This is a genomic window from Nocardia gamkensis NBRC 108242 (genome assembly GCF_001612985.1).
GTDB lineage: Bacteria > Actinomycetota > Actinomycetes > Mycobacteriales > Mycobacteriaceae > Nocardia > Nocardia gamkensis.
This window is the reverse complement of record NZ_BDBM01000007.1, coordinates 201,896-216,819: the sequence shown is the minus strand read 5'-3', so window position 1 is coordinate 216,819 and position 14,924 is coordinate 201,896. Positions and strand designations below refer to the sequence as shown.

Sequence of the window (14,924 nt, the reverse complement as noted above, 5' to 3'; positions counted from 1 at the left end):
AATCGACTCCATGACCGGCGGCGGGCAAGATCACGGCCATGATCGATGAGACCGGCACCAAGCTTTTCCACCAGACCATGCCGTTCACCGAACGCCTCGGCGTCGAGGTGCTCGCCCACGGCCCCGAGCTGGTCCGCAGCCGCCTGGCCTGGGACGAATCGCTGTGCACGCTGGGCGGCATGCTGCACGGCGGGGTGCTGATGTCGCTCGCCGACGCCACCGGCGCGGTCTGCGCGTTCCTGAACTTGCCGGAAGGCAAGCAGGGCACCACCACGGTGGAATCGAAGACGAATTTCCTGCGCGCGGTTCGCTCCGGGCACGCCATCGCGTCGGCGGTGCCGTTGCATGCCGGACGCTCGTTCATCGTGGTGGAGACGGTGATCCGGGACGACGCGGACAAGCTGGTCGCGAAGGTCACCCAGACCCAAGCGGTGCTCTAGCCGACGGCCACCGGGGCCCGCTCGCCCGCCGCCGCGCGGGCCGCGGGCCACACGCGGGCCAGTTCGAGCAGTTGCCGCAGCTCGGCGGCGAAATCCGCCGCGGGCACCGGCAGCCGGGCCGAGGTCGATCCGATCGGCGCCGAGCCCTCCCGTCGCGCCACCGCCGCGCACGCCAATTGCCGCGCGTAGTCGGTCATCGGACATCCCGACTCGGCCGATGCCCCGTGTGCCGGGGCGTAGCGGCCCAGATGCAGTAGCGCGTCCTGAATCTCCACCGTCATCCGCAACAGCTGGGTCCCGGCGTCGGCCTGCTCGCCCGCGGCCGGCCGCAGCACGATCTCCGGGACGGCGGCGGTGAGATCCCGCCACAGCGGGCGCAACCTGCGGCACGATCGTCCTGCTCGATCGAGTTCCGCCGTGGCCAGCAGCGACCGGATCAGCGGTATGGCGATCACCGTCGCGTCGATCGCCAGACAGATGGTGACCGTCGCTTCGATCCGGATAAGATGCGTACCCCAGCGCTGCCATCCGGTGACCGCCCGTACCGTCGACAGCACCAGGTTCACACCGAAAAGTGTTGCTGCCCAGATCATCAGGGCGCACACCAGCTTCTCCGCCAGGCCGACGCCGCCCGCCCGCAGCTCACGCAGGCACATGCGGGCCAGCAGCGAGACGTTCACCAGCAGCGGGAGACCGAAGGCGGTCCACACCACCAATCCCTCGGCATCCAGGGTCAGGTCGACGAGTCTGCCTTCCTGCCGGGCCGCCGTGCCCGCCAGCAGGATCGCGCCGGTGGCCGCGGCCGCGAGCACGCGGCAGACGCGGTGCCTGCGCCGTACCGCCGCCGGGTCCACGTCGAAGGCCCAGATGCGGACGATCCCTTGCAGGCACATCGACGCCATCACCGTGCAGCCGAGCGAGAGCTGATGGGTGAAGCTCGCGATGCCGGGTGTCATGGTGCAGCGATACAGCAGCAGGCTCAGCAAGCCCCACAGGAACAGCTGATTCAGCAGTTTGTCGACGACGGTCTCGCGTACCAGCAAACACCGGCCCGCGAGCACGGCGGCGACGAAACCGATGACCGGCCACGCGACGATTCCCGAGATCGATGACGACATCGGCCGGCCTCCCACCCACGAAACTGTCCCCGGTGAACGGTACCGTTGCCGCGTGTTCATGACCGTGCGGATCGAGAATCGGCAGCCCTATTTGTCCGCTTTGCGAAATCGTGCGCCGGGTATCGAGCGGAAACGGAGCGCGATTGTCACCCCGTCCAGAAGTTTGCCACTTCGGTCGTGGGATGCCACAATCGAGCGCCGCGCAGCGAATGGGGGAACAAGGCGGAACATTTGGCCGTTCGCCTGTGGACGTTACGCTGTATCACATAGAGTTTCGGTGACGACACCCACCTCCGACACGCACTTCCCGGCGAGTGCGCCTGCTCTTCGTAGCCCGCGAACGCGGCTCCCCCTCATGCTCTGCCCGCCCGTTCGTGCGGCAAGAACGGAGATTTCTGTGCGCGATGAACCACGATCAGCTTTCCGGACCGAGCGAATCGATGGTGCATCGATCGAAATAGACATCGCCGTCGCGGCACTGCCGAGGCACGGCCGACCATTCCGGCCGCGATCCACCGCCCCGAGACCGGGCGCCCGCGCGGTGACCGCGACCGGGGTGCCCTCGGTCGAGCGGCGGTACCGCCTTCCCGAAGACAGCGCACTAGCGGATCTATGCGTCACGGCGTGACCGTGCTGGGGAAACGGAAGCGATGAGCAAGCAAACTGCCGGAACAACTGAACTAGCCGTGCGCCCGGCCGGGACGGACACGATGAACACCGCCCTGCGCGATCGACTGATCGACGCGACCGTCGAGGTGGTGTCGACCGAGGGTTTGCACGCACTCACCGTCCGCCGCGTGTCGCGCATGTGCGGAGTCTCCACGATGGCGGTGTATTCCAACTTCGGCGGCATGCCCGGGCTGATCCGGGCGGCGGGCTCCGCCGGATTCGCCCAGCTGGCCGAGCGGATGAACGCGGCCGGGGTGAGCGAGGAGCCGATCACCGATCTGCTCGTGCTCGGCCTGGTGTTCCGGGACGAGGCCCAGCGCAGGCCGGAGCTGTTCCAGCTGATGTTCGGCACCGGCACACGCATCGACATGAAGATCAACCGCGGCAATGTGCTCGTGGCCGGGCACGATTCGGAGTTCGAGCACTACGCGGAGACCTTCGACCACGTGGTCGGCGCGGTACAGCGCGCACAGGACGCGGGACTGATCAACACTCCCGACGTCCGTTCGGCCGCGGCACAGCTGTGGATGGGACTGTTCGGCTTCGTCCAGCTGGAGATGGCCGGCCACTTGGGCGACGACGGCCTACTCGAAGTGCTGGTGCCCGCGATCGTGAATCTTCTCGCCGGTATGGGCGCCGAACTGGAGACCGTCGGCGCCTCGGTCCTTCTCGCGGTGGAGCGCTTCGCCGAAAAGTTCGGCGACTGAACCCCGCGTAGCCGGGTACCGGTCAGAACGGCAGCCGGGACCGGAACCGCTGGGCGCGTGCCATCGCGCGCTCGGCGGCGCTTCCGCGCGGCGGCATCAGACCCAGTTGCAGCAGCATCTCGGTCAGGTCCCAGGTGGCCTGGCTGCGCCAGATGAGCCCGGAGCGGAACTGCCACGCGTCGATGACCAGCAGGTCGATTCGCTTGCCGGTCGGGCCGAAACCGGGCGGGTCGATCGGGCCCAGATGGGTGCCGGTCATCCGCCACGGCACCAGGGCGAGCCGGTTGTCCGCGGCGAGCGTCGGCGGGAAGGGGTTGGTGTAGGCGACATCCGGGAACGATCGCACCGTGTCGGTGACGAATTTCTCCACACCCGCCCGCCCGTGCGCCGGCGCGTCCAGCGAGGGGTCGTGCCAGATCGTGTCCTCGGTGACGCACTTCGCGACCGCCGCACCGTCCCCGCTGTTCCACCCGGCGATGTATTGCTCGGTGAACTCGAGCAGCCACGCCGGGCTCTCGATGGGTTCGGCCTCCGCTTCGATACGGAACTGCCCGGTGTTGTACGGATCCACGCCCATCGCCTTTCGCCGGTGCGTATTCGACGAGCCATCGTAGCCACGAATGGAGCACGTGCTCAACACTTCCGGCGATCCGGCGCCGAATTCCGAGAAATAACATCGGAATAACGGTGTAATCCGGCGAGTTCAGCAAGGCCATAACTGTGTAATAACAGGAGAATAATATCGTCATACCCGCCCTGAACTGCATTGATGACGGTTCTGTCATTACCTACCGCGCAATGCTTTTCGGTCCACTCCCGCACGATTCGTTATTGACCTTCGCGAATCGGGCCTCCTACCATGGGTGGACACTGACCTCCTACCGCGGAACCACTTCACCTCCGGACGACGTCGTGGCCGAACAGGCATACCGGCGTCGCGATTCCGGTTGTCTCCACGCTGATTCGACGACGCCGACGTGAAAACGCCTGCGATTTCGAATACCTGAGCACCAGGGGATTTTGCATGCCCAATGTAGCAATTGTCGGTATCGGCTGCCGTTTTCCGGGCGGCATCGAGGGGCCGGACTCGTTCTGGGATCTCGTCGTGCGCAAGGGCGACGGGATCGTGGAGGTACCGGCGGACCGCTGGAATCTCGCGAAATTCTATGATCCGGACCCGGACGCACCGGGCCGGATGTACACCAGGCACGGTGGATTCCTGACCCGGTCGCTGTGGGAGTTCGACGCCGAGTTCTTCGGCATCTCCCAGCGCGAGGCGTCGATCATGGATCCGCAGCAACGGCTCCTGCTCGAAGTCGCCTGGGAGGCGCTCGACGACGCGGGGATGGCGGGCCGGGTCGGCGGTCGCGAGGTCGGCGTGTTCGTCGGCGGCTTCATGAACGACAACGCGCTGGTGCGCAGCGGTTCGCTGTCGCGGGCCTCGATCAACAGCCACAGCCCGACCAGCTCCTCGCACACGCTGCTGTCGGCCCGGATCGCGTTCCTGCTGGATCTGCTCGGACCGACCATGACCATCGACACCGCCTGCTCCTCCTCCCTGGTCGCACTGCACCAGGCGATGCTGGCGCTGGAGTCGGGTGAATGCGAGACGGCGATCGTCGGCGGCGCCAACGCGATGCTGCGGCCCGAGGCGTTCATCTCCATGTGCAAAGGCCGGTTCCTCGCGGTCGACGGCCGCTGCAAGTCCTTCGACGCGGCGGCCGACGGCTACGGCCGCGGCGAGGGCGCGGGCGCCGTGGTGCTGAAGCCGCTGGAGGCGGCGGTGCGCGATCGCGACCGGATCTACGCGGTGGTGCGCGGCAGCGGCGTCAACCAGGACGGCCGCACGCTGGCGATCCCGGTGCCCAACCCGGTCGCGCAGGAGGCCCTGGCCCTGCGGGTGCGCCGGCTGGCGGGCATCGACGCCCACGACATCCGCTACGTGGAGGCGCACGGCACCGGCACACCGGTCGGCGACCCGCTCGAACTGGCCGCCTTGGGCGCGGTGTACGGCGCGGTCGACGGCCGCGACGAACCGTTGCCGGTCGGTTCGGTGAAGAACAACATCGGGCACACCGAGGCCGCCGCGGGCGTCGCGGGCGTCATCAAGGCCGCGCTGACACTGCATCACGGCGTCATCGCTCCGCAACTGCGGCTGGACAACCCGAACCCCGAGATCGCGTTCGACGAACTGCGGGTACGCATTCCGCTGGAGACCGAGCCGCTGCCGAACGACGACGGCCGGGCCGCGGTGGCGGTCAACAGCTTCGGCTACGGCGGCACCAACGCCCATGCGATCCTCACCCGCGCGCCCGAAGTGCCCGCGCCCGCCGAGCAGTCCGCGCGCGGGCCGATCACCGTGCTGCCGCTGTCGGCCCGCAACGAGACCGCGCTGCGCACGATGGCCACCCAGCTGCACGAGCTGACCGAGACCGCCCCCGTCGACGCGGTGACCGAGGCGGCGTGGGTGCAGCGCGCGCATCACCCGCTGCGTGCCGCGTTCGCCTACCGCGACACCGACGATCTGCGTTCCCAGCTGGCCGATTTCGCCGTGGGTGCGGGCAAGCCGCCCGCCCGCGCGCTGACCGACGGATCCACCCAGCCGGTGTTCGTGTTCAGCGGCATGGGCCCGCAGTGGTGGGGTATGGCCCGTGGCCTGCTCGAGGCCGACGGGCATTTCGCCGCCGCGGCGCGGGCGATGGACGAGATCTTCCGCGAGATCGCGGGATGGTCGATCGTCGAAGAACTCCTGCGCCCGGAAGCGGAGTCGCGGATCACCGGGACCGCGTACGCGCAACCGGCGAACTTCCTGGTCCAGGCCGCCCTGGTGGCCGAACTCGCCGAACTCGGCATCCACCCCGCCGCGGTGGTCGGCCACAGCGTCGGCGAAGTCGCCTCGGCCTACGCGTCCGGCTCGCTGTCACTGCGCGACGCGCTGCTGGTGAGCTATCACCGCGCCCGGTTGCAGGCCACCACCGCGGGCACCGGCGGCATGCTGGCCGTCGGCCTGTCCGAAGAGCAAGTGGGCGAGCGCCTCGCGGGCGTGCCGGGCGTCTGCGTCGCGGCGATCAACAGCCACTCCGCGGTAACGCTGTCCGGTGACCCGGCCGAATTGGACCGTATCCGAGCCGAACTCACCGAAGCGGGCGTCTTCGCCAAGGCGCTGCGCGTCGAGGTGCCCTACCACAGCCATCTGATGGACCCCATTCTCGGCGACCTCACCACGGTGCTGGCCGGCCTCGCACCGCGACCCGCACAGGTGCCGATCTGGTCCACCGTCACCGGCGGTGAACTGTCCGGGCCCGAGTGGGACGCCGAGTACTGGTGCCGCAACGTGCGCGAGCCCGTGCGGTTCGGCGCGGCCGTGGACAGCCTGCTCGACGCGGGCCACCGGGTCTTCCTGGAGGTGGGGCCGCACCCCGTGCTCAGCGGCAATATCAAGGAGGCGTTCGTGCGCCGCGGTCTCGACGGCGCGGCGATCAGCACCCTCTCGCGCAACGCCGACGACCACGACAACCTGCTGCGCGCGGTGGGCGAGCTGTACCAGGTGGGCGGGCTGGACACCACGCACGCGCCCGGCGGGGCACAAACGCCTGCCGCGCATCTGGACCTGCCCCGTTATCCGTGGCAGCGCCGCACGCTGTGGACCGAGGACCCGGCGATCGAGGCGGACCGCCTCGGCGCCGTCGACGGCTACGTCATGCTCGGCCGGCGCACCGCGGCGTCCGCTCCGGAGTGGGAGGTAGAGCTGTCGGTGGCCGCGTTGCCGTGGCTGCCCGACCACGTCGTGGACGGATCGGTCGTGCTGCCCGGCGCGGCCTATCTGGACGCCGCGCTCAGCGCCGTCGCGGTGCGGACCGGTCGCCCCTCCTTCGGGCTGGAGTCGGTCCAGTTCGTCGCGCCCTTGGTGATCGGGCAGCACGACGTGCCGGTATTGCGTCTCACCGTCGAGGAGACCACCCACCGGTTCACCCTGCGCTCGCGCGCAGCCACCGCGACCACCTGGACGGTCAACGCGCACGGCAGGCTGATCGAAGCGGACGTCGACGCGCGCCACATCGACCTCACGCCGGCGGCGGACGCGGTGGAGGTGAGCGCGGCGACGCTCTACGACGGCCTCGCGGCCCACGGTCTGGCCTACGGGCCGAGTTTCCGGCTGATCACCGACGCCCGCGTCGGCGCCGACTCCGTGCTGGCCCGGCTCGATCTCACGCCGCCGGCCGGTAGCGCGCCGAGCCTGCCGCACCTGGCCCATCCCGCCGCGGTCGACGCCGCGCTGCAGTGCTTCGCCGCCCTGTACGCCCAGACCGCGCGCGGCGCGAGCGTGGTGGTGCCGTCCTCGGTCGCCGGGGTCCGCTGGACCGGGCCGCTGCCCGAGCAGGCCGTGGTGCTGGTCCGCCGGGTGGACGGTGATCCGCTGTGCGCCGATATCACCGTCGCCGCACCGGAAGGCGCTGTCGCGCTGACGCTTTCCGGGGTGCGGTTCGCCAGCCTCGCGGCCGAGCCGGATCTGCACGAGCAGCTCGACGGCCTGTTCTACGAGCCGGTGTGGTCCATCGTCGACGACACCGCGACCGCCGACGAACCCGCGGGCGGCGAGGAGTTCCTGCTCGTGGTCAGCCTCGGCAGCACCGTCTCCCAGCGCGCCAAGGAAATCGCCAGCGCCCGCACCTCCTCGGAGATCCTCACGCTGGAACCGGAGGAGGCCGGCGCCTCGGATCGTGTCCTGGCCGCCCTGCGCGCCGCTCACGAGCGGCCCGGCGTGACGCGCGGCCGGCTCGTCGTGGTGTCCGGCGCCGAGCTGGACGCGGTGCCCAACGCCTACGGGCTCGCCCTCGTCGCGAAGGCGGTCGGCGAACTGGTGGTCGGCGAGGAGGACGAGGCCACGGCGGCCGAAGTGCGCGCGGTGGTGGTCACCGAACAGGCGTTCTGCCTGCCGATCGACACATTCGCGCATCCCGCGCAGGCCGCGCTCACCGGCGCCCGGCGCACACTGCGCAACGAGCAACCCGCGGTGCACTGGCGGTTGGTCGACACCGAACCGGCCACGCGCGCCGCGGACATCGTCGAGCAGGTGTTCGGCGACGGACGCGCCGACGAGGTCGCGTTGCGCGCGGGCGCGTGCTGGGCGCTGCACCTGCGCAAATCCCTGCGCGAGCACTTGGCGGTCTGGGACGAGGCCGCGCCCCTGACCGACCCGGAAAGCTCGTTCCGCTTGGAGATTTCGCGCTCGCGGCTGCTGTCGGATCTGGCGTGGCGCGCGGTCGACCGCGTGGCGCCGGGCCCCGGCGAGGTCGAGATCCGGATGGACGCGGTGGGCCTCAATTACAAGGACGCGCTCAAAGCGCTCGGGGTGCTCACCGAAAAGGAGCTGGCCGGAACATACTTCGGCACCGAACTGGGCATGGACGGGTTCGGCGTGGTCGAGCGGGTCGGCCCAGGGGTGACCGAGGTCGCCGTCGGTGACCAGATGTCGGTATGCGCTCGGGACCTGGTCCGGCGGCACGTCACCCTCCGGCCGGACGAGGGCGCCACGATGCCCCTCGACTACCCGGACACGGTGCTCGACCCGTGCCACTCCAGCTCGGTGCTGCCCTTCCTCACCGCCGAATTCGCCTTCGGCGACCTCGCGCACCTGCAACCGGGTGAGACGGTGCTGGTCCACGGCGCGGCGGGCGGCATGGGCATGGCCGCGGTCCAGGTGGCGGTGCGCCTCGGCGCGCGGGTGATCGCGACGGCGGGCTCGGACGAGCGCCGCGCGGTGGCCACGGCGGCGGGTGCGCACGAGGTGGTCAACTCGCGGTCGATCAGCTTCGTCGACGAGGTGCTCGCGCTGACCGGCGGACGCGGCGTCGACGTGGTCTACAACTCCTCCCCCGGTGAGATCCTCCAGCAGAACCTGCGGGTGGCCGCCGAGTTCGGCCGGGTCGTCGAGATCGGCAAGGCCGACATCTACGGCGGCGGCGCGATCGACCTGCGCCCGTTCGACCGGAACCTGTCGTTCTTCGCCGTGGACATGGACCGCGCCCTGGCCGTACGGCCCGAGTTGGTCCGCCGCGCGGCCCGCCGGGCGATGGACGCCCTGAACGACGGCACCTACGACTACCTGCCCTACACCGCGTTCCCGCTCTCGTCGACCGCCGAGGCGTTCGAAACCGTGGTGCGGTCCAAGCAGATCGGCCGGGTCGTGCTCGATCTGCGCGAACCGGAACCGACCGTGCTGGCCAGACGACCGAGTCTGCCGATCGACGCGCAGGCCAGCTACCTGGTCACCGGTGGCTTCGGCGCGTTCGGCCTTGCCACCGCGCGCTGGCTGGTCCGCAACGGCGCGCGCCGGCTGGTGCTGGCCGGGCGCAGCGGCGCCACGACGGAGGCGGCCCGCGCCGCGATCGCCGAATTCGGCTCCGCCGGTGCGGAAGTCGTCGAGGAACGCCTCGACATGTCCGACTACGACGCCGTCGTGGCGCTGGTCGAGCGCATTCAGGCGAGCGGGCGTCCGCTGCGCGGGGTGTTCCACGCGGCCGGTGTGGTGAACAACCTCGAGGTCCCGCAGATCACCGCCGAGTCGCTGGCGGAGATCTTCGGGCCCAAGGTCGCGGGCGCGGTCAACCTGGACACCGCCGTCACCGCCGCCGGCATCGAACTCGACATGTTCGTGCTGTTCTCCTCGGCGAGCAGCATCGTCGGCATCTCGCCCCAATTCGGTTACGCGGCGGCCAATTCCGTGCTCGACATGATCGCCGCGGCCCGCCGCGCCCGTGGCGCCGCCGCGCTGGCGGTGAACTGGGGCTTCATGAGCGGTGGCGGCGGCATGGCCGACTACGAGGCGGTCAGCCGGTATGCGGAGATGACCGGCTACCGCTCGGTGGACATGGACGTGGCCACCGATCTGCTGGGCGAGTGCCTGCGGCTGGACCTGCCGCAGATCGTGCTGTTCGACGTGGACTGGAGCCAGTGGGCCCTGGCCCATCGCCCGTCCACCCGGACGCCGCGTTTCGCCGACCTGGTGGCGGCCGCGGGCGGCGGCGCGTCGGGCGCGGGTGCGCTGCGGGCGGAAATCCTCCAGCTGGGTCTGGAGCAGCGCGGCGAGGTGGTGGCCTACCTGCTCGCCGAACAGCTCGCCGCGGTGCTGGGCGTCGACGCCGAGACGGTGGACCTCAACACCCCGCTGCCCGAACTCGGCATGGACTCGCTGATGGGCATGGAGTTCGGCGCCCGCGTGGTGCAGGTGCTCGGCACCCAGCTGTCGGTGCTCGCCGTGATCGGACTGACGTTGCGCGGGCTCGGCGCGCGGATTGCCGAGCAGATTGCCCAAGAAGAAGAGCGCGCGGCGAGGAGCGAGGACGAATGACCGACAACAACCCGAGGGAGCTGGCCCGCGCGTTGCTGGCCAGGCACGCGAGCGGCGAGACCGGCGCCGCCGCGCCCGCGACCGACGGCGCGCGGACCACGAACGGATCCGCGTCCGCGACCACCGCCAACGGCCACAGCGCACCGCGCGGGGCCGCCCACACGTCCTTCCGTGACCACCCCGGTGTGCTCGAGGCCGGGCAGCGGTTCGGGCGGTTCGACGCCTGGGTCGAACAGGTCGGTCTGGTCAACCCGTACTACTTGCCGCACGAGGGCGTCAGCGGTGCGGTGACCAGGATGGCCGACCGGGATGTGGTGAACTTCAGCAGCTTCGGCTACCTGGACCTGGCCGCCGACCCGCGGGTGCGCCACGCCGCCAAGGACGCGATCGATCAGTACGGCACCTCCGCCGCCGCGGTCCGGATCGTGGCGGGCGAGCTGCCGATCTATCGTTCGCTGGAAGCCGAGATCGCCCGCGTCTACGACACCGAGGCAGCCCTGGTGACCGCCAGCGGCTACCTCACCAATGCCGCCGCGGTCGGATTCCTGCTCGGCAAGCGCGATCTCGCGGTCTGCGACGCGCTGATCCACCACAGCGTGGTCTCCGGCACGGAGTGGTCGCGCTGCAAGCGGGTCTCGTTCCGGCACAACGATCCCGAGTCGCTCGAGACGATCCTCAAGATGTCCCGGCGCAGCTTCGACCGGGCCATGGTGATCATCGAGGGTCTCTACAGCATGGACGGCGACGTGGTCCGGCTGCCCGAGATCATCGAGGTGGCCCGGCGCTACGACTGCTCGATCATGATCGACGAAGCGCACTCGTTCGGCACGCTCGGCGCCACCGGGCACGGCGTGCGCGAGCTGTTCGACCTGCCCGGCGACGCCGTGGACGTGTGGATGGGCACCCTGTCCAAAGCGCTCGGCAGCGTCGGCGGTTACCTCGCGGGCAACCGGGAACTGGTCGACGGATTCAAGTACGTCGCGGGTGGATTGAGCATGTACACCGCCGCGCCCGCCCCCTCGGCCATCGGCGCCGCGCTGGCCGGGCTCGAGGTACTGCGCGACGAACCGGAACGGGTGACGCGGCTGCGGCACAACAGCGAGTACTTCCACCGTCGCGCGAAGGAATACGGGTTCGACATCGGCATGTCGGAGGATTCCCCGATCATCCCCGTGATGACCGGCGCCGACGAACCGGCCGTGCTTGCGGCACTCGCCATGCTGCAACGCGGCTTCAGCGTGAACGCCATCACCCACCCGGTCGTCCCCGCCGGGGAGGCAAGGCTGCGGTTCTTCATCAACTGCAGGCACACCGAGCAGCACATGGACCAAGCGCTGGCCACGCTGCGCGAGGTGCTCGACGGACTCGCGGACACCGCGGGACAGCAATTCACTCTCGCCCATGAGGAGCAGCACTCGTGAAAATTCCCATCAACCGATCCCTCCTCCGAAAAGCGGTGGTCCCCGGGGTGGCCCTGCTGCTGATGGGCTCGCTGTTCATTCCCGCGCGGTCGGCGCTGCTGCCCACCTACGACGACGCGGGCGGGCCGATCGCGAGCAAGTTCGATTTCACCGCGATGCCGATCGCGCTGCCCAAGGGCCTGCCGACCGACCGCAAGATCCGCGAGCTGCGGGAGCCGTACAAGCACCTGTCGGCCTGGATCTCCTCGGTCGGCGCGGCGATCGCGATGAACGACTTCGACGGCAACCGGCTGGCCGACGACCTGTGCGTGGTCGATCCCCGTTCGGACACGGCCTTCCTCACCCCGACGCCGGACAGCAACACCGGCCGGTACGAACCGTTCGTCCTCGACCCCGCGCCGCTGCCCGTCGACTCCTCCACCGTCCCGTCGGGCTGCATCCCGGGCGACTACAACGGTGACGGCCGGATGGACGCGCTGGTGTCGTACTACGGCCGCACGCCGATCTTGTACCTGCAACGCGCCAACGCGACCCGACTGGACGCCAAGGCATTCCGCCCGATCGACATCGTCCCCTCCCCGAACACCCCGGACGGGCACTACGAGGGCGAGCGCTGGATCACCGCGGCGGTGTCGGTCTCCGACTTCGACGGCGACGGAAAGCCGGACATCTACCTGGGTCAGTACTTCAACGACATGGACGTGCTCTCCAAGGAGGGCCAGCTCGCGCTGTGGATGACCGACTCGCTGTCCAACGCGCGCAACGGCGGCAAGGATCGGATCTTCACGCTGACCTCTGCCGCGTCGGGCAACGAACCGACCGCCGACTACCGCGAGGTGGCCAACCCGTTCCCGATCGGCATGGACACCGGATGGGCGCTGGCCGCCGCCGCCGCCGACCTGAACGGCGATCAGCTGCCGGAGCTGTACGTGGCCAACGACTTCGGGCGCGACCGCCTGTTCGTCAACCAGTCGACACCGGGCCGGATCCGCTTCGGTTTCGCCGAGGGCGAGCGCGGCATCACCGAGCCGAAGTCGTATGTGATGGGCCATGATTCGGACAAGGGCATGGCCGCGGACTTCGGCGACCTGAACGGCGACGGCATGCCGGACCTGTTCGTCAGCAACATCGCCGTGCGCTTCGCGCTGATGGAGGGCCACTTCGCCTTCTACAACACCGCCAAGGACACCGCCGACGCGGCGCGTCAGCTCGCCGAGGGCGTCGCCCCGTTCAAGAATCGCGCCACCGACGTCGGACTGGCCTGGGAGACCTGGGGCTGGGACGCCAAGATCGACGACTTCGACAACGACGGTCGCAACGAGGTGGTCCAGGCCACCGGCATGATCAAGGGCGACACCAACCGGTGGCCGCAGATCCAGGAACTCGGCACCATGAACGACAACCTGACCAAGTACCCGTGGTCCTGGCCGATCATCGGCGCGGACGCCGATCTGGCGGGCAGCAATCCGGTCGGCTTCTTCAGCCGCGGCGACGACGGCAAATTCGCCAACCTCACCCATGCTCTCGGCATGGACACCCCCGTCCCCTCCCGCGGCATCGCCGTGGGCGACACCTCGGGCAACGGCGCACTGAGCTTCGCCGTCGCGCGCCAATGGGGTGATCCGACCTTCTACCACAACAACAAGGCGGGCAACGGCCGGTTCCTCGGCCTGAAGCTGTTCAAGCAGGCCTGGGACGGCACCGCGACCACGAACACCATCGCCGGTCTTCCCACGCAGGGCGTTCCCGCGGTGGACGCCCAGGTCGAGGTCCGCACGGCGGACGGCCGGTTGCTCACCAGCCACCTCGACGGCGGCAGCGGGCACACCGGCAAGCGGGCCACCGAGGTGCACATCGGCCTCGGCGACGTCGACCCCGCCGCCCCGCTGAACGTCGTGCTCCGCTGGCGGGAGACCAACGGCACCCCGCACGACCAAACCCTCCAGCTCGCGCCGGGCTGGCACACCGTGAACCTCGCCTCGGACGCGCAGGAGGTCAAGCAGCGATGAGCGACAACGACAAGAAGGATCCGGGCGAGGCGAAAGCCGCGTCGAACGGTCATCACGAAACCCCGGCGGCCGACGGCAACGGCAGCGCCGCGGGCGACAATCCGGCCGCCACGGCGGGTAACGGCAACGGGACCAGCGTTACGGCAGCCGAGCGCATCTCGGCCGTGCAGCGCTCGGGCACCGAGTTCGCCAAGGAATGGGTGGAGAAGCCCGCGGCGACCAAAGACCCCCGCTACCTGGCACTGCGCAACTTCGCCATCTCGATCACGATCTTCAACCTGATCGGATTCCCGCTGCTCGGCTTCGAGCAACCGTTCCTGTGGCCGTTCATCGCGCTGGCCACCGCGTACTCCACCGAGATCGGGCTGGAAGTCCTCGCGGCGTGGGCGTACAAGCGGCCGCCCGCCTTCCGGGGCCGTGGGCCGCGTGGGCTGTTCGAGTTCCTGCTGCCCGCGCACATCACCGGTCTGGCGTTCAACTTCCTGACCTTCGCGCACGACAAGCTGTGGCCGGTGATCTTCGGCATCGTGGTCGCGGTCGGTACCAAGTGGGTGTTGCGCGCCAAGATCAACGGCAAGATGCGCCACTTCATGAATCCGTCGAACTTCGGTGTCGTGGTGTGCTTCCTGGTGTTCCCGATGATCGCGGTGGCGCCGCCGTACCACTTCACCGAATACATCACCGGCCCGGCGGACGCGCTCATCGTGCTCGGCCTGCTGATGACCGGCACCATGCTCAACGCCAAGCTGACGCTGAAGATGCCGCTGATCATGGCGTGGGTGGGCGCGTTCGCGCTGCAAGCCATCGTGCGCGGGCTCATCGAACCGAACATCTCGATCCTGGGCGGTCTGAGCGTGATGACCGGCCTGGCGTTCGTGCTGTTCACCAATTACATGGTCACCGACCCGGGTACCACGCCGTCGGGCAAGAAGCAGCAGATCATGTTCGGCGCCTCGGTCGGCATCATGTACGGCGTGGTCACGGCGCTGCACATCTCCTACGGCCTGTTCATCGCGCTGGTCGTCGTCTGCGGCGCTCGCGGCGTCTACTGGTGGGTGCGCGGCATCGCCGAGTGGTGGGGGCAGCGCGGCGCGACCCCGGCCGTGCAGCAGCCCGTGGTGGCCGACGACCTGGATGCCGACATCGCACGCGAACCCGAGCCCGCGAAGGAGGCGGCCCGCTCCTGACCGCCAGCGCCGAGCCGCGCCG

Annotated in this window: 8 protein-coding genes; 6 read left to right on the top strand and 2 right to left on the bottom strand. The window is 69.5% G+C overall.

Annotated features, from left to right (window positions below):
- Positions 1-38: 38 nt before the first annotated feature.
- Positions 39-440 (top strand): PaaI family thioesterase, encoded by a 402-nt coding sequence (locus NG1_RS08680; RefSeq protein ID WP_062969527.1) that lies wholly within the window; start codon positions 39-41, stop codon positions 438-440.
- Here the strand turns inward: NG1_RS08680 and NG1_RS08675 are convergent.
- Positions 437-1,558, bottom strand: a complete 1,122-nt coding sequence (locus NG1_RS08675) for an MAB_1171c family putative transporter (protein ID WP_062969526.1) — start codon at positions 1,556-1,558, stop codon at positions 437-439. The two genes, NG1_RS08680 and NG1_RS08675, sit on opposite strands and share 4 nt — an antisense overlap.
- 650 nt (positions 1,559-2,208) lie before the next feature.
- Between NG1_RS08675 and NG1_RS08670 the strand changes: the two genes are divergently transcribed.
- Complete coding sequence (locus NG1_RS08670; protein ID WP_084498786.1) at positions 2,209-2,934, top strand: TetR/AcrR family transcriptional regulator; 726 nt, start codon at positions 2,209-2,211, stop codon at positions 2,932-2,934.
- 22 nt (positions 2,935-2,956) lie between these two features.
- Here NG1_RS08670 and NG1_RS08665 read toward each other — a convergent pair whose 3' ends face one another.
- Positions 2,957-3,505, bottom strand: a complete 549-nt coding sequence (locus tag NG1_RS08665; RefSeq protein WP_168434136.1) for an ester cyclase — start codon at positions 3,503-3,505, stop codon at positions 2,957-2,959.
- Positions 3,506-3,958: 453 nt separating this feature from the next.
- Between NG1_RS08665 and NG1_RS08660 the strand changes: the two genes are divergently transcribed.
- Genes NG1_RS08660 through NG1_RS08645 form a run of 4 tightly spaced genes read left to right on the top strand, consistent with a single transcriptional unit; the run spans position 3,959 to position 14,902 of the window.
- Positions 3,959-10,285 carry a type I polyketide synthase gene (locus tag NG1_RS08660; RefSeq protein ID WP_062969523.1) on the top strand — a complete coding sequence of 2,109 codons (6,327 nt, stop codon included), beginning with the start codon at positions 3,959-3,961 and terminating at the stop codon, positions 10,283-10,285.
- Positions 10,282-11,706: an aminotransferase class I/II-fold pyridoxal phosphate-dependent enzyme gene (locus NG1_RS08655; protein WP_062969522.1), complete on the top strand. Its 1,425-nt coding sequence runs from the start codon at positions 10,282-10,284 to the stop codon at positions 11,704-11,706. The genes NG1_RS08660 and NG1_RS08655 overlap by 4 nt, the downstream gene beginning before the upstream one ends.
- Positions 11,703-13,715 carry a CRTAC1 family protein gene (locus NG1_RS08650; RefSeq protein ID WP_210750390.1) on the top strand — a complete coding sequence of 671 codons (2,013 nt, stop codon included), beginning with the start codon at positions 11,703-11,705 and terminating at the stop codon, positions 13,713-13,715. The genes NG1_RS08655 and NG1_RS08650 overlap by 4 nt, the downstream gene beginning before the upstream one ends.
- Positions 13,712-14,902 carry an RnfABCDGE type electron transport complex subunit D gene (locus tag NG1_RS08645; protein ID WP_174554908.1) on the top strand — a complete coding sequence of 397 codons (1,191 nt, stop codon included), beginning with the start codon at positions 13,712-13,714 and terminating at the stop codon, positions 14,900-14,902. Before NG1_RS08650 ends, NG1_RS08645 begins: the two co-directional genes overlap by 4 nt.
- Positions 14,903-14,924 lie beyond the last annotated feature (22 nt).

Excerpts from the sequence above, each read along its gene's own strand:
- NG1_RS08680 (WP_062969527.1), top strand. The coding sequence starts at position 39 with ATGATCGATGAGACCGGCACCAAGCTTTTCCACCAGACCATGCCGTTC.
- NG1_RS08675 (WP_062969526.1), bottom strand. The coding sequence starts at position 1,558 with ATGTCGTCATCGATCTCGGGAATCGTCGCGTGGCCGGTCATCGGTTTC.
- NG1_RS08670 (WP_084498786.1), top strand. The coding sequence starts at position 2,209 with ATGAGCAAGCAAACTGCCGGAACAACTGAACTAGCCGTGCGCCCGGCC.
- NG1_RS08660 (WP_062969523.1), top strand. The coding sequence starts at position 3,959 with ATGCCCAATGTAGCAATTGTCGGTATCGGCTGCCGTTTTCCGGGCGGC.
- NG1_RS08655 (WP_062969522.1), top strand. The coding sequence starts at position 10,282 with ATGACCGACAACAACCCGAGGGAGCTGGCCCGCGCGTTGCTGGCCAGG.
- NG1_RS08645 (WP_174554908.1), top strand. The coding sequence starts at position 13,712 with ATGAGCGACAACGACAAGAAGGATCCGGGCGAGGCGAAAGCCGCGTCG.